19 protein-coding genes are annotated in these 21,414 nt (G+C 35.7%); 16 read left to right on the forward strand and 3 right to left on the reverse strand.

Annotation, left to right across the window (positions count from 1 at the left end):
- Window positions 1-190: 190 nt before the first annotated feature.
- Window positions 191-970 carry an IclR family transcriptional regulator gene (locus tag HR057_RS02210; protein WP_173729776.1) on the reverse strand — a complete coding sequence of 260 codons (780 nt, stop codon included), beginning with the start codon at window positions 968-970 and terminating at the stop codon, window positions 191-193.
- Window positions 971-1,173: 203 nt separating this feature from the next.
- Here HR057_RS02210 and HR057_RS02215 point away from each other — a divergent pair, with 203 nt between their 5' ends.
- The 5 genes from HR057_RS02215 to HR057_RS02235 are packed head-to-tail and all read left to right on the forward strand — an operon-like array spanning window position 1,174 to window position 6,204.
- A complete protein-coding gene (locus HR057_RS02215) occupies window positions 1,174-2,649 on the forward strand; it encodes an aldehyde dehydrogenase (RefSeq protein ID WP_173729777.1) in 1,476 nt (491 codons plus the stop codon).
- 39 nt (window positions 2,650-2,688) lie between these two features.
- Window positions 2,689-3,456, forward strand: a complete 768-nt coding sequence (locus HR057_RS02220; RefSeq protein WP_173729985.1) for a 2-keto-4-pentenoate hydratase — start codon at window positions 2,689-2,691, stop codon at window positions 3,454-3,456.
- A 23-nt stretch (window positions 3,457-3,479) separates the two neighbouring features.
- The gene (locus tag HR057_RS02225; protein WP_173729778.1) at window positions 3,480-4,364 is read left to right on the forward strand and encodes an acetaldehyde dehydrogenase (acetylating); all 885 of its coding nucleotides are present in this window, start codon (window positions 3,480-3,482) and stop codon (window positions 4,362-4,364) included.
- A 19-nt stretch (window positions 4,365-4,383) separates the two neighbouring features.
- Window positions 4,384-5,400, forward strand: a complete 1,017-nt coding sequence (dmpG, locus tag HR057_RS02230) for a 4-hydroxy-2-oxovalerate aldolase (RefSeq protein ID WP_173729779.1) — start codon at window positions 4,384-4,386, stop codon at window positions 5,398-5,400.
- A 15-nt stretch (window positions 5,401-5,415) separates the two neighbouring features.
- Entirely contained in the window at window positions 5,416-6,204 is a 789-nt protein-coding gene (locus HR057_RS02235) for a 2-keto-4-pentenoate hydratase (RefSeq protein ID WP_173729986.1), read from the forward strand.
- Window positions 6,205-6,755: 551 nt separating this feature from the next.
- Here the strand turns inward: HR057_RS02235 and HR057_RS02240 are convergent.
- A complete protein-coding gene (locus tag HR057_RS02240; protein WP_173729780.1) occupies window positions 6,756-7,697 on the reverse strand; it encodes an amidohydrolase family protein in 942 nt (313 codons plus the stop codon).
- A 749-nt stretch (window positions 7,698-8,446) separates the two neighbouring features.
- Here HR057_RS02240 and HR057_RS02245 point away from each other — a divergent pair.
- The 4 genes from HR057_RS02245 to HR057_RS02260 all read left to right on the forward strand — a co-directional run bounded on the left by HR057_RS02245 (window position 8,447) and on the right by HR057_RS02260 (window position 12,397).
- Window positions 8,447-9,289 carry a DODA-type extradiol aromatic ring-opening family dioxygenase gene (locus HR057_RS02245; protein WP_173729781.1) on the forward strand — a complete coding sequence of 281 codons (843 nt, stop codon included), beginning with the start codon at window positions 8,447-8,449 and terminating at the stop codon, window positions 9,287-9,289.
- Window positions 9,290-9,463: 174 nt separating this feature from the next.
- Window positions 9,464-10,546 carry a TRAP transporter substrate-binding protein gene (locus HR057_RS02250; RefSeq protein ID WP_173729782.1) on the forward strand — a complete coding sequence of 361 codons (1,083 nt, stop codon included), beginning with the start codon at window positions 9,464-9,466 and terminating at the stop codon, window positions 10,544-10,546.
- On the forward strand, window positions 10,539-11,096 hold the full coding sequence (locus tag HR057_RS02255; RefSeq protein WP_173729783.1) for a TRAP transporter small permease: 558 nt from the start codon (window positions 10,539-10,541) through the stop codon (window positions 11,094-11,096). The genes HR057_RS02250 and HR057_RS02255 overlap by 8 nt, the downstream gene beginning before the upstream one ends.
- Window positions 11,093-12,397, forward strand: a complete 1,305-nt coding sequence (locus HR057_RS02260) for a TRAP transporter large permease (protein ID WP_173729784.1) — start codon at window positions 11,093-11,095, stop codon at window positions 12,395-12,397. The genes HR057_RS02255 and HR057_RS02260 overlap by 4 nt, the downstream gene beginning before the upstream one ends.
- A gap of 481 nt (window positions 12,398-12,878) precedes the next feature.
- Here HR057_RS02260 and HR057_RS02265 read toward each other — a convergent pair whose 3' ends face one another.
- Window positions 12,879-13,547 (reverse strand): acetate uptake transporter, encoded by a 669-nt coding sequence (locus HR057_RS02265; RefSeq protein WP_173729785.1) that lies wholly within the window; start codon window positions 13,545-13,547, stop codon window positions 12,879-12,881.
- Between the two features lie 666 nt (window positions 13,548-14,213).
- On the opposite strand from HR057_RS02265, the gene HR057_RS02270 reads away from it, so the two are divergent.
- The 7 genes from HR057_RS02270 to HR057_RS02300 all read left to right on the forward strand — a co-directional run bounded on the left by HR057_RS02270 (window position 14,214) and on the right by HR057_RS02300 (window position 21,302).
- Window positions 14,214-14,639 (forward strand): PaaI family thioesterase, encoded by a 426-nt coding sequence (locus HR057_RS02270; protein ID WP_173729786.1) that lies wholly within the window; start codon window positions 14,214-14,216, stop codon window positions 14,637-14,639.
- 190 nt (window positions 14,640-14,829) lie between these two features.
- Window positions 14,830-15,750, forward strand: a complete 921-nt coding sequence (gene hpaI, locus HR057_RS02275; protein WP_173729787.1) for a 2,4-dihydroxyhept-2-ene-1,7-dioic acid aldolase — start codon at window positions 14,830-14,832, stop codon at window positions 15,748-15,750.
- Between the two features lie 56 nt (window positions 15,751-15,806).
- A complete protein-coding gene (gene hpaE, locus HR057_RS02280) occupies window positions 15,807-17,318 on the forward strand; it encodes a 5-carboxymethyl-2-hydroxymuconate semialdehyde dehydrogenase (RefSeq protein ID WP_173729788.1) in 1,512 nt (503 codons plus the stop codon).
- A gap of 204 nt (window positions 17,319-17,522) precedes the next feature.
- Complete coding sequence (locus tag HR057_RS02285) at window positions 17,523-18,212, forward strand: GntR family transcriptional regulator (RefSeq protein ID WP_329955817.1); 690 nt, start codon at window positions 17,523-17,525, stop codon at window positions 18,210-18,212.
- A 142-nt stretch (window positions 18,213-18,354) separates the two neighbouring features.
- Entirely contained in the window at window positions 18,355-19,431 is a 1,077-nt protein-coding gene (locus HR057_RS02290) for a TRAP transporter substrate-binding protein (protein ID WP_173729790.1), read from the forward strand.
- Between the two features lie 25 nt (window positions 19,432-19,456).
- Window positions 19,457-20,008 carry a TRAP transporter small permease gene (locus tag HR057_RS02295; protein WP_173729791.1) on the forward strand — a complete coding sequence of 184 codons (552 nt, stop codon included), beginning with the start codon at window positions 19,457-19,459 and terminating at the stop codon, window positions 20,006-20,008.
- Window positions 19,998-21,302 carry a TRAP transporter large permease gene (locus HR057_RS02300; protein WP_173729792.1) on the forward strand — a complete coding sequence of 435 codons (1,305 nt, stop codon included), beginning with the start codon at window positions 19,998-20,000 and terminating at the stop codon, window positions 21,300-21,302. The genes HR057_RS02295 and HR057_RS02300 overlap by 11 nt, the downstream gene beginning before the upstream one ends.
- Window positions 21,303-21,414 lie beyond the last annotated feature (112 nt).

Below are 21,414 nucleotides of genomic sequence, written 5' to 3' on the forward strand. Positions count from 1 at the left end.
TAAATATGCTTTTTAATTGAAAACCATTCCATTCATTGACAATTAAAAATAGCAATAAAAGACATTCATGAGACAAGAAAAAAATAAATGCGCTAAAGTTATCATTGACAAGACAGGCTAGAACACCTCCCTTCGCAAATCATACCATAATGTTTTTTACTTTTCTTATTACTAAACGCTGCTCTATTTTTCATCGCCAATAACCCATTCGTTCCGATATTTCCATGCTAGATTCGATGACTTTTTTAGCTAATGGACGAATTTTCTCTTCAGTTATTCGCTGCATTGGCCCTACAACAGTTAATGCTGCGATCACTTTCCCAGTATAATCAAATATTGGTGCTGCCACTGAATTGACGCCTTCATTAAATTCTCCTAGGCTATAGGCAAAGCCATCCTTTTTTATTTTTTTTAAATGTTCCTTAAAATGAGCAGGCTCAATAATAGTTTTATTTGTGTACATTTTTAAACCTGAGTCAATTACATTTTGAATAGTACTTTCGTCAGAATAAGCAAGCAGTACTTTTCCTGAGCTCGTACAATGTACAGGGTTTTTTCTACCCACGTGCGTCAATGCTCTTACATAATGGTTGCAATCAATTTTTAAAATGTAAATGACATCGGTATTATCAAGAATAGCAATATGTGCTGTTTCATCTATATCTCGGACAAGTTTGTTCAGAACCGGTTGTGATTCTCTAAAAATATCCATATTATTTTGAATAATGCCGCTTAACGAAAGGATTGTCATTCCAAGCCGGTACTTTTTTGTTTCAGGATCTTTATAAACGAAACCTTCACTTGCAAGGGTCGCCATCGTTCGACTGACGGTACTTTTATTTAAACCTAGAGTTGAGGCGATTTCACTAATTTTTTTCTCCGGCTCCTCCATCGTAAAGCTTCGTAAAATTAAAAGAGCATTTTTTACTGATGATAAAAAATGGTCGTTATCTGCTTTCTTTTCCTTCATTTTTTTACTCCTTTCCTTAGTTTCATATACATCAACTTAAGTATCTCATAGAAAACATTATCAAAAAATAAAAAATTAAGAATAATATAAAAATATTATCGTTGTTGCATATAAAGAAACAGCAACGTTGTTTGTGCAACGGGTAGTAGTTATTATAATAGTGTGAATTATCAAAAAAATCAATAATAAAGGGGGATTTCGAAATGCTTAAAGAAGTAACGCTTCGTTCGCCTGTGAAGCCGATTAATTGTTTGCATTTTATCAATGGAAAATACTTGCCCTCATTCAATGGAAAAACTTTTAACAATATTAACCCTGCGACAGAAGAAGTGCTTGGCTCAGTTGCTGAAGGTGGAAAAGAAGAAGTTGATTTGGCAGTTCAAGCAGCAAGAAGAGCGTTGAAAGGACCTTGGAAATATACAACGGTAGAAGAGCGCTCAAAACTATTGCGCCGAATCGGAGATTTGATTCTAGAAAGGAAAGAAGAGCTCGCATATTTAGAATCTTTGGATACCGGTAAACCATTTTCGTTAGCAAAGACAGTTGATATTCCTCGAGCAGCCTATAACTTTCATTTTTATGCTGATTATATAATTGGTGTAAATACCGATGCCAATGAACAAAATGATATTGCTTTGCATTATACATTACGTCGTCCAGTTGGGGTTATCGGAATTATAAAACCATGGAATTTGCCGCTTTTATTATTAACATGGAAGCTTGCGCCAGCGTTAGCAATGGGAAATACTTGTGTCATTAAACCGGCAGAATGGACGCCAATAACCGCAACTGTATTAATGGAAATTATGAAGGAAGCCGGACTGCCAGATGGTGTTGCAAATCTTGTCCATGGTTTTGGAACTAATTCAGCGGGTGCTGCTATTTCTGAACATCCTGATGTTGACGCCATATCTTTTATCGGAGAACCTAGCACGGGTGCAGCAATTATGCGGTCAGCTGCACAAAATTTGAAGAAGTTATCTTTTGAATTGGGGGGCAAAAATCCTAATATTATTTTTGCTGATGCTAACATTGATGATTGTATTGATACGACGATTCGCTCCAGCTTTGTCAATCAAGGGGAAGTTTGCCTATGCGGTTCAAGAATATATGTGGAGCGGCCAATATTTGATCTGTTTATGGAAAAATTTATCGCAAAAACGAAAGAATTGAAAGTGGGCGATCCGTTAAATCCTGAAACGACTACAGGTGCCTTAATTAGTAAAGAACATTATGAACGTGTTTTTAGTTATATTGAAATCGCAAAGGCTGATGGGGCAAAAATTCATGTTGGTGGAAAGCGTCCGGAAGGCTTGGAAAAAGGCTATTTCCTCGAGCCAACAATTATTACCGGGTTGGATAAAAATTCCCGCTGTGTCCGTGAAGAAATTTTCGGTCCTGTTGTAACGGTGGCACCTTTTGACACTGAAGAGGAAGTCATTTGCGAAGCAAACGATACCCATTATGGGCTGGCAGCTACAGTTTGGACGAGTGATTTAAAAAGGGCTATGCGCATTACTCGAAGTTTGGAAGCAGGTGTAATTTGGGTGAACACTTGGTTTTTACGCGATTTGCGGACACCATTTGGTGGAATGAAGCATAGCGGTATTGGTCGAACAGGTGGCATGCACAGCATCGATTTCTATTCTGAATTTTCAAATGTAACAATTAAATATTAACGATATAGATTGGAGTGGAGCATTTTGGCTATTCAAACGATGCGATTAGCTGATGCTTTATGGGAAGCAGAAGTTTCTGGAATTGCTATTGATCCATTAACAGACTCTAATCCCGATTTAACACCGGAAGAAGCCTATCAAATTCAATTGCAAAATATTGAAAGAAAATTAAAAGAAGGACGCAAAATTGTTGGAAAAAAAATAGGCTTAACTTCTTTAGCAATGCAAAAATTACTCGGTGTTAACGAGCCGGATTATGGGCATTTGTTAGATTCAATGGTCGTAGAGAATGGTGGAACCGTTTCGGTAAATCAAGTTCTTCAACCGCGGGTGGAAGGTGAAATTGCCTTTATTTTAAAAAAAGATTTATATGGATCAAACATTACAATGTTAGATGTTCTTCAAGCAACGAAATATATTGTTCCAGCTTTGGAGATTGTTGGAAGTAGAATAAAAGATTGGAAGATAAAATTGCCTGATACGATTGCAGATAATGCATCTAGCGGCCTTTATGTTTTAGGAGGCAAACCTACAAAAGTTGAAGATGTTAATGTAGAACAAATAGGCATGGTGCTATCAAAAAATGGTCGAATCATTAACACAGGAGTTGGAGCTGCTGCCCTTGGCCACCCAGCTACTTGTGTAGCATGGCTCGCAAATAAATTATCCCAATTTGATATTCCGCTTCGAGCCGGGGAAGTGATCTTATCAGGGGCCCTATCAGCAATGGTCGTTGCTGAACCGGGCGATTCATTTACGGCAAAATTTGCCCATATTGGCCAAGTACACGTTAATTTTGAGAAATAAATTTATAAAGGAGATCATCTATAATGAGCAAAGTAAAAGTTGCTGTTTTAGGTTCGGGGAATATAGGTTCAGATTTAATGATGAAGCTTAGAAGGGCAAAAAATTTGCAGTTGACAACTGTCATAGGTATTGATCCGAATTCTGATGGTTTAAAGAGGGCAAAGGAATATGGTTATATTACGTTTGAGAAAGGGATTGATGACTTTCTTCAACATCTTGAACTCGCTGATATAGTATTTGATGCAACTGGTGCTAAAGCTCATATACGTCATGCGAAATTGTTAAAAGAAGCTGGAAAGCGGGTTATTGATTTAACTCCAGCTGCAGTAGGTCCATTCGTTGTACCGACGGTAAATCTTGAAGAGCATGAAAATGAAGATAATGTCAATATGGTTACTTGCGGCGGACAGGCAACAACACCAATTGTTCATGCAATGAACTGTGTGCAGCCGATTTCTTATGCAGAAGTGATCGCAACCGTTTCCTCAAGAAGTGCTGGACCTGCCACAAGAGCGAATATCAATGAATTTATAGAAACAACTAATAAAGCTTTAGAAACAATTGGTGGTGCGAAAAAAGGCAAAACTGTATTAATCATAAATCCTGCTGAACCACCGATTATCATGAGAGATACGATCCATGCACTTTTCGAAGGTGAAACTATTGACAAAGAAGCGATTGTAAAAGCAATCTACGATGCAGAGAAAAAAGTACAAGCATATGTCCCTGGGTATCGTATTCGAACAGAACCGATATTTGATGGAAATCAAGTGACGATTCTAATTGAAGTTGAAGGTGCTGGCGATTATTTGCCAAAGTATGCAGGAAATTTAGACATCATAACTGCTGCTAGTGTTCAAGTTGCTGAACAATGGGCAGCGAAGATCATTGCAAATTCAGCAGTATAAAGAAAGGAGGATTTCATTAATGGAAAATGTTTGCATAACTGAAGTTGCTTTACGCGACGGGAGTCATGCTATTAGACATCAATTTACAGTTGAACAAGTAGCAACTATTGTAAAAGCACTTGATGAAGCAAATGTGCCTTTTATTGAAGTAGCACATGGAGATGGTCTTGGAGGTTCAACATTGCAGTACGGTTTATCTTTAACAAATGAATTTGAACTTATTGAAGCAGCGGTAGCCAATGCAAAAAATGCTAAAATCGCAGTACTTCTTTTGCCTGGCATCGGCTTGGAAAAAGATTTAAAACAAGCGGCGCAATTAGGTGTAAAAATGGCTCGTATTGCTACTCATGTCACAGAAGCAGATATTTCTCCAGCATATATTTCACTTGCAAAAGAACTTGGAATGGAAACAGTCGGTTTTCTTATGATGTCCCATATGGCTCCAACAGCAAAACTCGTTGAACAAGCAAAATTAATGGAAAGTTACGGTGCAGATACTGTATATGTTGTCGATTCTGCAGGCGCTCTTTTGCCCCATGAAGTGAAAGAAAAGATTCGAGCTTTAAAGAACACCTTATCAATCAATATTGGTTTCCATGGCCATAATAATTTATCACTGGCGATGGCTAATACACTTGCTGCTATTGAAGAAGGTGCAACAAGAGTTGATGGCAGTATTAGATGTTTAGGTGCAGGTGCAGGCAACACGCAAACTGAAGTACTTGTAGCGGTATTAGATAAATTAGGAATACAAACGGGAATCGATGTGTATAAAATGATGGATATTGCTGAAGAACTTGTTGCACCAATTTTACAAAAGCCCCAAGAAATAACGAGAGATAGCCTCGTTCTTGGCTATGCCGGTGTTTATTCAAGTTTTCTATTGCATGCAAGGAAGGCTGCCGAAATGTTTAATATTGATTCTCGTGATATTTTGCTTGAATTGGGAAAACGGCATATTGTTGGCGGCCAAGAAGATATGATTGTTGATGTAGCGGCAGAACTGGCAAAGAAAAAGGATGTTACAATCGGATAAGGAGGTAGCCATTTGATTTCGAGCGATCAAATTAACAAAATTGCATGCTATCTTTTAAATGGAGAGTACGAGAAAAGGGAAGTTGTCAAAGTAACATCTTCCATCAAACAAGATTTGACATTAGAAGAAGCTTATTTAGTTCAAGAAGAAATTGTTAGACGAAAATTAAGTGAGGGGAAGAAAATTATTGGTCCTAAAATGGGGCTAACAAGCTATGCAAAAATGAAACAAATGGGTGTTGAAACACCGATTTATGGATATGTTTTTGATTATATGCTCATAAATAATGGTGGACAATTGAAACTAAGCGAATTGATCCATCCGAAAGTTGAAGCAGAAATTGCTTTTATAATGGGAGAGGATGTAGAAGGGCCAGGTATTACTGGTGTACAAGTACTGGCAGCGACTGAATACGTCATACCTGCCCTAGAAATAATTGATAGCCGCTATGAAAAATTCAATTTTACATTGCCGGATGTCGTTGCTGATAATGCCTCTACTTCTAGAGTTGTATTTGGCACAACATTAAAAAAGCCTGATTGGATAGAGTTAGATTTAGTGGGTGCAATTATTACGATCAATGGTGAAATTAAAGGGCTTGGAGCCGGAGCAGCCGTCCTTGGACATCCTGCTAATTCTATAGCGATGTTAGCAAATATGCTTGCAAAAAAAGGAAAAAAAATAAAGAAAGGAGATATAATTTTATCTGGCGGTATTACTGAAGCAGTCACGCTTCAACGAGGTGATAACGTAACTGGTAAATTTGATAGTTTAGGAGAGGTTACATTTACCGTTGTTGAATAATTCAATCAAAGAAGCAATGAATAAGGGAATTTTTTCATTCATGTAATCTTCAAATCAATAATTCGAAAAGTTATTAATAAACTACTCCCACTTACTTTTTCGAGGTGGGAGATTTTTTCATACTTTTTAACAGTCCACACTTTTATAAAAGTAGTTACAAGTACAAGTAACTCATTAACCTCCCTTATAAAACTATTTTATATCTCTCAATTACTCCATTCTCTCAAGAATTCATAGATACGATACCTATTAGTTAATACCTTTAATTCTCTTTGAGAATTATTATTATCGTTTAATCGATTTTTGTGATGTGGTCTTGCAAAGTTTCATGCAGGATTCGGGATTCAAGCAATAGTCAACAATCTCCTGAAATAGGAAGGATCTGCCATACTAATTTTGAGCAATAAAAACAGCGATTTGAGAACTCATAATTTCCTCAATTCGCTGTTTTTTTCGGTAATTTTCGGATGGCTCCTTATTCTAATGGAATTTATTTAATTTTTAAAACACTTATTATAATTTCAATTCCGGAATGCCGTTAAATCAACATCCTACAAAATTTCTCCAGTTAGTTTATAAGTTTGTCCTTTTATTATTGCCGGTGGCCAAACAGATAAATCAAATGGGTAGTCCGAACCAGGAAGGATGCGGTCGGCGCCTACAGTTTTTACGAGCAATTCCAGACTGTTTTCATTCCATAAAACAGTGTCATACCAAAATCGTTTCAAATATTCCGATGGTTTTGCTTGTAAGTTGGGGGCAACATCTTTCCACATTTCATACCCTTTATCAAGTCTACCAATTTGATATGGGAGGTAACCGCCACCGTGGGAAAAAACAATTTTTATTTTCGGATATTTATCTATAAATCCACTTAAAATCAAATTAGTTGCAGTAACAGTCGTCTCCCAAGGAACACCGATTAAGTTTGGCATTTTTTTCGACTTGATGCGCGGATCTGTATTTAATAACGGATGAATAAATAAAATTGCTTCCAGCCGATTTGCTTCCTCAAAAAAAGGTGTGAAATATTTGTCTGATAATAATTTTTCTCCTAAGTCAGGTCCGATGATTGCTCCTTTTAACCCCAGGTTTATCGCTTCATTTAAAACTGTTGCTGCTTTTTCCGGATTGGGTAATGGCACTGTAGCTAATGCAGAGAAGCATTTTGGTTCCTGCTTCACAATATTAGTTAACGCTCCATTGTATATTCGTGCCACTTCTGTTGTAAGCTCATCGCTGAATTCGTACATAAATAACTGCGGTATCGGGGATAAAACTGAGTGTGTCACACCAGCTCTATAGCATTCAGTTTTATAAAGTTCTAAATCATAAAAGGCAGGTTTTAATTCGAAGCTCCATTTTCTATTGACCGTTAAAAATTCATGCTTATCGGGTACTTTCTTTTCCCATTCGGCATTAACAGCAGATTTGTTTTCTTTTAGCCATGCGAGAACGTCTGATGGGATAAAATGTGTGTGAAAGTCGTACATGAAATATCCTCCTGATAAAATTTTTTATTTTCATTTTATAGAAAATTTTCAAAAAAGAAAGAAAGTTGTTGCTGTAAATGAAACGATTTTTGTTGAAAAATATTTTTGTATTCATCAACCAAAATATTAATAGTTTTCCGTGAGTATATAGTAAAAAGAATCGTTCATTGAAAAATTGTTGATCAAAATGTTTTTTTTAAAACCAATTTACAAATCATTGTGGCAAATAAAAAAATATAAAGCTATAAAACTAAAAAAGTTTAAAAAAATTTTATGTTGTTACATATAGAGCAACAATAGTTTGAGATTCCGGTAAAATGCTGATATTTTAATAAAAAAAAAGAAAATACAGAAAATTTAAAAAGGAGGTGTTAGGTATAGTTAGAAATTTCAAAAAACAAAAAATTGAATCGTTTGTTCTGTTTTTTGAAAAAGTTTTAGCCTTAACAATTCAGCGATCTATTAAGGGAATGTTAATGCAGAAAAAGCAAGGGGCAAAGCGATGAATTTTGCGGTGGTAGCATTAAGAGAATGAGTGAAAAGACTATTTGTTCAAAGCCATTATATGGTGAGCTTGCAAAACATTAAATTCCAGTAATCTAAATGGTACTAGGTATGTGACTTCTCTTGTTGATGTTTTGAAATTTATTTTTCAAAAGAAAGTAAATTAGCAGACTGAGAGGAAAGATTTTAATTCATTGAGAAGTTTGAAAGCGTTTTAAATTTAAAAATTTTAGGAGGGAATATTGATGTCAATTGAATTATGTGTTCTCGCACCACATGTTCCGAGCATTATTTATGAAGAAGAAACGCCTGATTACCAAAAAGATATGGTTCAAGCAATGAAAAATGTAGGGGAAGAAATTGAACGAATGAATCCGGATGGGATTGTTATAGTTTCTTGTCACTGGCAAACAACATTTTTCCATTATGTCAATTGTACACCTGTTCATAAGGGTAATCTTTCAGCACACGAAATACCTCATATGATTCGCGCTGTTCCGTATCATTTTCCAGGTGATTCGGAGCTGGGCGGAAAATTAGTGGAAGAAGGTGAAAAAGCGGGGATAGACGTAATTGCGATTGAAGATTCAGACTTTGTTTGGGATTATGGAACACTTGTACCGTTGCGATATTTAGCACCAAGCGCCAAAATCCCTGTTGTAAATATGCCTGTTGTTCTTACTGCAAGTTTAGAAGAAACATATAAATGGGGAAAAGCCATTAAGAAAGTATTAAAAGAAAGCGATAAGCGATATGTTTTCATAGCAAGCGGTGCCTTATCACATAGCTTGGTGCGGGGCAGACACCATATGCCAACCACTTCTGAGCATGCATTGGATAAAGAGTTTGTTAAATTAGTTTTAAAACGAGATTATGAAAGTTGTTACAAGATGCTTCCTGAATATGGACCTTGGGCAAAAGTTGAATCTGGCGGACGCCATTTAGCTATGCTGTTAGCAATGATTGATGACGATGCTGTTCCAAGCTATCTAGGCGATGGTCAATCTTCAGGAAGCTGGAATGCGGTTATTACATTTGCTGATAAAGATTATTCGCATTTAAAAACAACAATTAATATTGATCTTTGATTTTCTGGAAAACTTATTTACTATGCCCACCCTATTATTTTATTATATTATATTTCTTTTTTGATTACAAATATCAAAAACCTGCCAAGCTTGCTCATGTGGCAGGTTCCTTTATTCCGGTAATTAACTGAAAATTAATAATTTTGAAATTTTTAGTATAGAAGGAGAGGAATTATGGCGAAAAATCGATTCATATGGACGATCCCTATAACTACGATTATTCTAGTCATTGGTCTATTAGCGGTAGCTATTTCTACAGGAGCGGATGAAAAAAGCGAAGAAGTGATTTTTAACTTTGGCAGCATGGATGGTCCTGTTCACGTTCAAAATAAAGAAACATTTCCTTATTTTATGGAAGAAGTTGAAAAGCTGACAAATGGCCGGGTCAAATTCAGAATGTATTTGGGCGGTGTTTTAGGTGGACCAAACGAAACCCTTGACAATATAATAACAGGATTAATGGATGTCGGACGCGGAATTCATGGGTATAACGCTGGAAAATATCCAGTTACAGCAGTCATGAACTTACCGTTTATGGCGGAAGGAACTGGTGAAGAATTAAGCATTATTGCGCAAAAGTTGCATGATACATTCCCAGAGATTCAAGGTGAATATGATGATGTTAAACTTTTATGGATTCATGCTGCAGATCCTTACGCAATTATAACGAAAGGCAAAGCGGTTCGTAAATTTGAGGATGTAAAAGGCTTGCGTTTGAGGACACCATCAGAAGAAGGAAGCCGCATGCTTTTATCTTGGGGGGCAACGCCTGTGTCTTTGCCAGCGCCTGATATTTATGATGCAATTCAAAAAGGAGTTATTGACGGTGGCGTGTTGCCGATTGCGGCTATCAAAGACTTTAACTTAACAGATATTGTTGATTATGTAACTGTCGGTTATTTCAATACAAATATGTTTTACGTATCGATGAATAAAAAAAGCTGGGAAAAACTGACTCCAGAAGAGCAAGAATTGCTGGAAGAAAATTTATTGGGTCTTCCAATGGCTCAGTATGCCGGACATGTATATGATGAGCAAAAAAAACGTGCTGAGGAAGAAGCAAAAGCTGCTGGTGTTGAATTTATTTATCTTCCTGAACAAGAAATAGAAAAATTTAAAGCAGCATCAAAAGGTGTAATCGAAAATTGGATTCGCCAAATGGATGCAAAAGGAATTGATGGGCGAAAAATTTATAGTGAAGCTCGCAGGCTTATGGAAGAAATAAAAAAAGAGAAGGGGGAAGAAAGCAATGAATGAGCCACAACTTCAAACTGAAAATCAGGAGATTCAAGTGCAGTCGCCTCTTGAAACATTTGTTCAAGGGCTAGAGAGATGTACTGTTTGGCTTAACATTATTCTCCACAAAATTTCAAGTGTCTTTTTGATGGTATTAATGTTTTTAACCGCAGCAGATGTAGCTGGACGCTATTTTTTCAATAAACCGATTACCGGAACATATGAATTAACAGCGTTGCTTCTTGCCATCATGGTTTTCTTTAGCATGGGTACAGGACAAATTTACAAAAACCATATAGAAATTGACTTTTTTACAAAAAAATTTTCTGAACCAACGCAACAAGCGTTACGAAATATTTTCTCCTTTGTTTTATTTGTATTACTCGCTCTAATGGCTTGGCAGTTGTATAACTTTACAGTGCGGATATGGGCCAGCGGGGAAACGAGCGGTGACCTAGGTATACCTTTATATTTGATTACAGGTTTCTCAATTATTGGTGTTATTGCATTTGCATTGACTTTACTATTAGATAGTCTTCAAGCATTTCTTAAGGCGGTGAATAGCAAATGAGTCCAGAATTAATTGGAGTATTAGGGCTTATTATATTGCTTGTGCTAATTTTTCTGCGTGTACCTGTTGGCTTAGCTTTGTTTTTGGTTGGTTTTTTAGGCGTTTCGTTAATCACAAGAGGTGATGTAGGACTTGCGCAATTGTCAATGGCAGCTTTTGGAACAGCCAATGATTACAACCTTAGTGTAATTCCGCTATTTATTTTAATGGGAATGTTTTTATCGTATTCCGGTTTAGGAAAAGAATTGTTTAGTGCAGTCAATGCATGGTTTGGGCGATTCCGTGGTGGCCTTGCGATTGCGACAATCGGAGCTTCCTCCATTTTTGCTTCTATTTCCGGATCTTCCAACGCAACAACAGCAACAATAGCACGCGTGAGTATTCCGGAGATGAACAAGTATAATTATAAAACAACTTTTTCAACCGCTGCGGTTGCGGCTGGAGGAACATTAGGCTCGTTAATTCCGCCAAGTGTTATATTGATTATTTATGGGGCACTGACAAATGTGCCAATTGGTTCATTATTAATCGGTGGCTTTGTTCCTGGGCTTTTATTAACATTATTATTTATCCTTTTAGTTCATTTTCAAGTGCGCTTAAATCCTTCAATAGCACCAATACAAGCAGAACCTGTGACATTAAAAGAGAAAATGATTTCATTGAAGGCAATTTGGCCGTTTTTGCTAATCTTTTTAATTAGTATTGGTGGCATTTATTTAGGCGTGTTTACACCTAGTGAAGCGGGTGGCATCGGAGCGATCCTTGCATTTTTTGTAACAATTATCATGCGCAGGTTAAGTTTTAAAAATTTAATTGATTCTCTTGACGAGACGCTGCGATTGACAGTAATGATTTTTCTTATTTTTATCGGCGCAAATTTATTTGGCAGCTTTTTAGCATTAAGCCGTATTCCGGCCCATTTAACGAATGCTGTCGTTTCCATTGATGTATCAAAATACTTAATATTAGCGTTAATTTTAATTGTGTATATGTTTTTGGGAATGTTTTTAGAAGGAATCGCCATTATGACGTTAACATTGCCAATTGTATATCCAATAATTACTTCTTTAGGGTTTGACGGCTTGTGGTTTGGTATCATTATGGTTATTATGATTAACATTGGTGTATTAACGCCACCATTAGGCTTGAGTGTTTATATTATTAGCGGTATTGTTAGAGATGTACCGATTGAGCAAATATTTAGAGGCGTTATTCCAGCAATTTGTATTATGGTGGCTTTTACAGTTCTATTAATCGTTTTTCCAGAAATTATAACATTTTTGCCTTCATTAGCAAAATAGCGAAATAAAAGGACAGAAAATGTACCTTTGTCCCGTATTTTACGGTGCAAAAGTAAGCTCCTCAAAACTGCGTTCTAATCGCGTTTGTGAGGAGTTTTTTTATAGATTTTCTTAAATAATAACAAAGTGATTCAAGTGTTGTGCAATAAAGATTTAATTCTGAGCAAAAAGTATAAATGGTTGCATATAAAGTAACACATCACTTTTTTAGATATGGAAACTCATTTTCTATTTCGATCAGGCAGTGTGTATGATAATAGAAAAGTTGTAAAGAAAAGGCAATTTGTTGTTCACTTAATCTCTGTTTAGAGGACTTTAAAACATCCAAACAGAATTCTGAATTGTGGTAATAGACAACAATTTTCTGAAGTGGTGGGGCTCCGCTAAAAAAGAGAAACAGGGAATTGGAGAACTCACTGTTTTCTCAATTCCCTGGTTTTTTTTGTACTTTTTTAGACAAGCTTCACCTTATTTTTGATAATTACATATTTTCTGCAACTTTTATTGCCTTTTTGTTTTTCACTTCAATAGGTCCTTTTGCAATAAGTCCTAACGGTTTTCCAAGAGAAAGGACTGTTCTGCCAAAGAAGTTATTTAAGAATGTTGCTCCACATAGGTAGAAGCCTAATAAAGAGATTAAAAATTCTGTATATGCAGCAATCGTAGCGAATAATTCATGATTAATGCCTAGTGTTGCCATTCCTAATGAGAAGAATAAAATATTGATTAGAACTAAAATTGCAGCCATTACAGTGTGTATTTCAAATGCAGCAACCATTATAAAAAGAGAAAAAATCATATAACCGAAAAATGCAACAGCTAATTGGCGTGGATCTGCAGCTGGACTTAATTCACCAATCCATCCTAAACTAATTGCCCAGTGAGCGGCAACGCCCATCCAAAACAATCCGTAAATTCCTAAAGCAATTGCACCGAAATAATTATTGTTTTTAAAATCAATAATTGATGCCCAAATTTGTGCTAGCGACCCTAAAAAAATCGCCCAAGGAAGAACGTATTCCACACCTGTCGTCCATCCCATTTTCTGTGAAGCGGCTACTAATGTTACTATTGCCAGACCAAAAACACCAAGTGCGGTTGGGTCCGACATTTTTACCTTTACTTCTGTAATAGTCCCCATGTTTTCCATTCCTCAGCTCCCCTTTACTTTATTGATATATAACACCTCCTCATTATAAAGGATGTTTTTATATAACACCTTACAAATTATTATCTTTGTATTTTAAAAAAATGCTATATTTTCGGAAAATTATTACTTGTACAAATAAAAGAGCAAGATTCTGTACTATATTTATAAAATAGTGCTGTATCATAAATATGGATCTGTAATATTTCATTTAAAGTTTTACAGCGGGTGGACGCTTTTTGTGGACGTGACTTGTGCTTTATCACGCTTGTGCTCCTACTGGGGCTGAACAAGTGAAAGGAAGTAAACCAATACCTAAGAAATTTTCCATCACTCTTTTTTTAAAGTTTTTCATTTGTGATACGTTACATTGTGAATTTCTAACATAATAAGACCTTAAATTTTTCAAAAAAAAGTAATTTTTTTATAATATTATTAAACTATCTTGCAACATAAATTTTACTCAAAAAATAGATTACGAATATTTCTACAAAAAGCGATCTAATTTTCCGATTCCTACGAGAATTAAGACTAAAAACGAAGGGGTATTTTCTCTAGCACTATTTTGTGTATTCGTAGAAAAAAATTTAAAATAAAGGAAATAAAAATTAAAAAACAATATAATATACATATTATTCGAAAATTTATAAACATTAGGAGGCGTTATAAGTGAAAATATTCCAGCCACAAGATTTAGTTGAGGTAGCAACAAAAGGAAAAATACCGCCAAATTGTGATATAACATTGCAGCTGACACCAACCGTTGCTGAAAATGGTGTTGCTAGAGGAGTTTGGAAGGTAGATGAAAAATTTATTAACGGAAATGGTGTTGTGATGGGAGGGTACCTTGCTGCTGCAGCTGATACAATGATGGCTTATGCGATCGCTTCAAAATTGAGTAAAGGCTTAGTGTTTACAACAATCGATTTACATACGACCTTTCATAGGCCGGCGACAATTGGCGAAATCGAAGTTGAAGCAAGGGTAGAAAGAATGGGAAAAAGGGTTGCATATCTTGTTGCAGATGTCATTCAAAATGAAAAAAAGGTGGTAAGTGCTGTTTCTTCTGTTATGATTTTGGAAAAACAAGATTAATAGGTATTTTTAGCCAATGGCATAACTAATTTAGCGGCCATTGGCTTTTTTTATAAAATTCAAAAAATAATCATATACGATTTTATAAAAAAGTATTGAAATCATATATGATTTGGTATATGATTCAATTATGAAACTATTAATAAATTTTAATAAATTAATTATTTGAATAGAAAGGATGGAATTATTCATGTATTCAGAAGTGAAAAAAAGATTAAGAGGTTCTATTGCACCTATTATTACACCTTTTCATGAAGACTACTCAATCGATTTTGAAACACAAGAGAAATTAATAAACTGGCATATTGAAAGCGGTAGCCATGCGATTTCTGTATGTGGAACAACTGGGGAACCTGCATCATTAACAACTGAAGAGCGCGTAAAAGTAATGGAAAATGCTGCAAGAGTTATAAATGGAAGAGTTCCGTTCGTTCCAGGAACAGGATCTACAAATTATGATGAAACTATATATTTGACGAAAAAAGCAAAAGAACTTGGTGCAGATGCAGCATTAATTATCGTTCCATATTACAATAAACCTTCACAACATGCACTTTACAAACATTACAAATCAATTGCGGAAACAGTTGATATTCCGATCATTGTTTACAATATCCCTGGAAGAACAGCAGTGAATCTCCATGTTGATACATTAGCTGCCCTTGTTAGAGACGTTCCTCAAATCATTGGGGTTAAAGAATCAAACAAAGATTTCGAACATGTTAATCGTGTGTTGTTAAAATGTGGAAGAGACTTTAATTTGTATTCAGGTATTGAATTGCTATGTTATCCAATGTTAGCTATTGGTGGAGCTGGTCATATTAGTGCAACTGCAAACGTATGTCCAAAAGAAGTTGCTCAATTATACAATGATTGGGTTTCTGGCAATATTCAAGCTGCATTAGACCACCATTTTGAATTGATGGAATTAAATGATGTATTGTTTGAAGATACGAACCCAGCTCCATTAAAAGTTGCATTAGGATTGATGGGTAAAGCGAAACCAGTTTTACGTAGACCTATGGATCTTCCAACACCTGAATTGCAAGAAAAAATCCGTAGAGTTTTATCAAAACATGTACAACTTCCAGATCATGCGGCAACAAAATAAAATTTTAGGTCCGATTGAAAGATTTGAAAATTGGACGAAAAAGGGATGTGAAAAGGATGAAAAGTCAAACAGTTGCTTCAAATGTAGAGTTTAAGCATAAACAATTGGAAGATATTCAATTGTTTATTAATGGTGAGTTTGTAGATGCTGAATCAGGTGCTACTTTCGAAAATATAAATCCTTTTACAAATACGGTCATCAACCATATCGCAGAAGGCCGTAAAGAGGATATGAATAAAGCGATTGCCGCTGCTAAAGAAGCCTTTGAAAATGGACCTTGGTCCAAGATGAAACTAAAAGAACGTGTAAAATATATTTATAAAATTGCTGATTTAATTGATGAAGCAAATGATGAAATCGCTTTTTTAGAATCTTTAGATACAGGGCTTCCTATCAGCCAAACTAGAAATCAAGCAGCCAGAGCAGCTGAAAATTTCCGTTTCTATGCGAAAATGGTAGAGACAAAACATAATGAACTGTTTCCTGTAGATGACGAATTTATTAACTATACATTATATAAACCATTAGGAGTTGTCGGATTAATTACTCCGTGGAATGCACCGTTTATGTTAGAAACATGGAAAGTTGCACCAGCTCTTGCAACTGGTAATACAGTCATTTTAAAGCCGGCTGAGTTATCACCACTAACAGCAAACAAGCTTGCTGAAATTATTGATAAAGCAGGCTTACCTAAAGGTGTGTTTAATGTTGTCCACGGATTCGGTGAAACGGCTGGTGCAGCTCTTGTAGCTCATCCAGATGTAAAGGGTGTTTCATTTACAGGTGAGACAACAACAGGTTCCATTATTATTAAAAATGCTGCAGATACATTAAAGAAAACATCTATGGAATTAGGAGGTAAGTCTCCTCTAATCGTTTTTGAAGATGCAGATCTTGATCGTGCACTAGATGCAGCAATTTGGGGAATTTTCTCATTTAATGGTGAGCGTTGTACATCTAATTCCCGTGTATTTCTTCACAAGAACATTAAAGATAAGTTTGTTGCAGCCTTAAAAGAACGAGTACAAAAGATTAAAATCGGCGACCCAATGGATTCTTCAACCCAGCTTGGTCCATTAATTGAAAAAGGTCACTTTAACAAAGTGAAAGGTTATATTGAACTTGCGAAAGAAGAAGGTTGTGAAGTCGTACAAGGAACTGTACCGGAAGATTTTAAGGCTGGAAATTTTGTACCGCCAACTTTGTTATTAAACGCTAAAAACGATATGAGAGTTTGTCAGGAAGAAATCTTTGGACCAGTCATGGCCGTAATCGAATTTGAAGATGAAGAAGAAGTGATTAAAGCGGCTAATGATGTTAGATACGGTCTTGCAGGATTTGTATGGACAAACGACATTAAGCGAGCACATCGTGTTGCAAACCAAATTGAAGCAGGTATGATTTGGATTAATGCACAAAATGTCCGCGATCTTCGCATTCCTTTCGGAGGTATGAAAGACAGTGGCCTTGGTCGCGAAGGCGGTCACTATGCTTTTGAATTTTATACAGAACCAAAAGTCATCCATGTTGCGATTGGAGATCATCATATCCCGCAATTTGGAAAGTAATAGCAATATAAGGTTGGAGAGAAATTTCTCTCTAACCTTGTTTAAACTATTGTTTACACTAAAAACAAAGTGTTAAATATTAAAAGTTTTCTACAAAAAAATGTATAAAAAAGTGTTGTAATCATATATGATTTAGTATATGATTTAAGTAACGAATACCAATCTATTGTTGGAGGTGAAAAGCCTGTTATTGAGGAATAGATGGTGAAAAAAAACAGTAATGTAAAGAAGTTACCAAAGACAACAATTAGTAAAACACAGTATGCTTATGAGTATATAAGCACAAAAATACTAGATGGGGATTTTGTGCCAGGCCAGCGGATCATTATTGATCAAATTGCCAAAGAAATTGGAACGAGTACAATACCAATTCGGGAAGCGATCCGAAATCTTGAGTCAGATGGTTTAATAGAGTACAAGGCCTATAGCGGCGCAGTTGTAAGCGCTATAAATGAAACAGAATATATTGAAATTTTGTCGGTTATTTCTGTTTTAGAAGGTTATGCTTCAGCTTTAAGTGCCCGCAAATTAACAGAAAAAAATTTAAATGAATTAATGAAATTAAATGAACAAATGCATCAAGCATTGAAACAATTTGAATTTGAAAAGTTTAACCAACTCAATCGCAAATTTCACACGATTATTTTTGAAAAATGCGGCAATAACTTTTTGTTAGATGAAATTGAGCGTACACAACAACGTTTAGACCGAATTCGCCGTTCAATTTTTACTCTATTGCCGGAACGGGCACGTCAGTCTATTGAAGAGCATCAACTGATCATTCAGCTGTTTAAAGAAAATGCCCCTTTATCGAAAATTGAAGAAGAGGTACGACAGCATCGTATTAATACAATCATTGCTTTTCAAAAGCAAATGAGGAACAAAAAGAATTAATTTATGTAATTGCAAGTTTAATATTCAGAATATATGGCATTTTCTTAACTATCGCAATTATAGGTTAGAATGATAACGTTTTCAAATTTTTTGATTTAAGTAATGATCTTAGAAAGAATTTCACGAAAAGGATGGAGATTAAATGAACAAAATTTTGAAAAGCAAAGTTGCATTGATCGTAATTTTAGCGCTTCTATTAGTAATGTCTGCTTGTGGAGGTACGCAAAAAACTTCAGAAAATAAAGATTCAGGTACTTCCGAAGATACTGGCAAAACTCACAATTTAATAATTTCTCATTTCTTGCCAGGTAACCATCCGATTCAAACAGAATTATTTGAAGAGTTTGGCAATACATTGAATGAAAAAACAAATGGTAGAATTACTCAAGAATTATACCCTTCTAACGCTCTTGGAGATGCTGGTGCCCACTATGATATGGCTGTAACAGGTGAAGCTGATATTGCATTAAGCGTTTATGGATATACTCCAGGTCGTTTCCCTTCTGTATCAGTCCTAGAATTGCCGTTTTTAGCGGAATCAGCAGTTCATGGTTCGAAAATTGTTCAAACTTTATATGAAGAGTTTCCTGAAATTCAAGCAGAACATTCAGAAACCCATCCATTGTTCATATTCACTGCAGAACCTGCTCAGCTTTTAAGTGTTAAACATCGTATTGAAAAGCCGGAAGATCTTAAAGGATTACGCGTGCGCACACCGTCACCAACTGGAAGTGCTATTTTAGAAGCATTAGGAGCAACAGCTGTATCAATGCCAATGGGTGATGTATATGAAGCGTTGCAAAGAGGTGTCGTTGATGCAGCAATGGTTCCATTAGAAACATTAAAGAACTACAACTTCCATGAAATTGTAAAATATGTAACGATTGGTAACTTTTCAGCTACTCCTTTCTATGCAGTTATGAATAAACAAACTTATGACAGTTTTTCTGATAGTGATAAGCAATTAGTTGATAGTTTGTCAGGTATTCCTATGTCTGAAAAAGCTGGGGCTATTTTCGACCGTGACGGTCAAACTGGTTTAGAGCTAGCCAAAAATAATGGTGCAGAGATTATTGAATTAACTGGCGACAATTTGGCACCTTGGCAAAAGGCTTTAGAATCAGTTGCAAAAAAATGGGTTGAAGATATGAAAGCGAAAGGGCTTCCTGCACAAGAAATCTATGACCGTGCAGTTGAATTGAAATCAGAATTAAAGTAATTGTCAGAAAGTGGTGGTACATCCAATGGGGAAAATTATTAAACTCCTAACAAAAGGGCTACATAGTGTAGCCCAAATCATTTTATTAGTCATGATGTTATTAATTACGTTTGATGTATTAGGTCGTTGGCTTTTTAACCATCCAATCAAGGGGACGGTAGATGTAACCGAGATTGCTTTATGTATGATCGTGTTTTTAAGTATTGGTTATGCTCATTTACAAAAAGTTCATATAACCATTGATTTTGTCGTTGATAAACTTTCAAAAAAAGTTCAACTCATATTTGATATTGTAATTAATATTTTAATAGCCGCTGTGATGGGAATTATCACATATAGTTTGTGGCAAAATGCTGATCGACTAATGAGATCGGGTACAGTTTCAAGTGACTTAAATCTTCCTATTTATATATTCTCTATTTTAGCAGCAATCGGAACAATTATTTTTTCACTAATTGCTATTTTATTTGCGATCGAAAACTCGCGGAAAATATTAAAAAGTACAAAGGTTAAAGATGAAAATTTTAGAGTAAACAGCACTTTTTCACAACAGGCGGTGAATAGCAATGAGTCCTGAAATGATTGGTGTACTAGGAATTGCAGCTTTAATCGTATTATTTATGTTAAGAATACCAGTTGGAATTTCGCTGCTAATGGTTGGCCTTGTAGGTACTGCATTAATAAGAGGCTTAGATATTGCAATTATCCAATCAGGACGTACCGCATTTGACACAGCGAGCAGCTATACGTTGAGCGTAATTCCGTTGTTTATACTTATGGGGATGATCTTATCCTATTCCGGTTTAGGAGGCGACCTTTATAAAGCGGTCGATAGCTGGATGGGGCATTTAAAAGGTGGCCTTGCAATGGCAACGATTGGTACATCCGCCATTTTTTCTTCCATTTCAGGCTCCCTTAATGCAACAACGATGACAGTTGGTAAAATTACATTGCCCGAAATGGAAAAATACAATTATAAACCGAAATTATCGACGGCATGTGTAGCCGCAGGCGGTACTTTAGGCGTCTTAATACCTCCAAGTGTTGTTCTTGTGTTATATGGAATTTTAACAAGGGAGCCGATCGGTAAACTCCTTATAGCTGGTATTATTCCAGGGATTGTCCAAATTATCCTTTTTTTCTTAACAATCTATATTCTCGTACGCCGCGATCCATCCTTGGCTCCTGTAAGAGAGGAAAAAGCTTCATTTGGAGTTAAGGTCAGGTCACTTCTAAAAATATGGCCATTCTTTTGCATATTTGGTATTAGTATTGGAGGGATTTATTTAGGAGTATTTACCCCGACTGAAGCAGCTGCCATTGGTGCATCCAGTGCCCTGTTATTTGCATTAATAACTAGAAAAGTTGATTTTAACAAATTAAAAATTTCATTTAATGAAACTGTTCGTCTAACTGCCTACATCTTTTTAATTTTAATTGGCGCCACACTTTTTAGCCAGTTTTTAACGGTCAGCAGAATTCCCGTTACTATTACAAGTTATGTAGGTACATTAGACTTGAATCCGTACCTCATATTAATATTCATTTTATTTTCCTTGTTTTTATTAGGGTGTTTTATTGATGGTTTATCAATCCTTGTTTTAACCTTGCCGATCATTTATCCGATTGTAACGGATTTAGGATTTAATGGAATTTGGTTTGGGGTCATTATGGTTATTATTACAAATATTGGAGCATTGACTCCACCACTAGGTGTCAGTGTTTATGATGTAAAAGGTGTCGCTCCACATGTTCCAATTGAAACGATTTTTAAAGGAATTATTCCAATGTTGTTAGCGATGATTGCTTGTATTGTCGTTCTTGTTATTTTCCCTGATTTAGTTACGGTATTACCGAATTTGATGAAGTAAAAAGAAAGAATTTAGAGAGGAGCTATAAAATGATAGCTTCTTTCTCTCTTTAAGGTGGAATGAGAATTTTGAAAGATATTGTCGAACAAAACAGTTCTAAGCTTCAAAATCT

The sequence above is a fragment of the Calidifontibacillus erzurumensis genome, from assembly GCF_013303125.1.
In the GTDB taxonomy this organism is placed as follows: domain Bacteria; phylum Bacillota; class Bacilli; order Bacillales; family Bacillaceae_J; genus Calidifontibacillus; species Calidifontibacillus erzurumensis.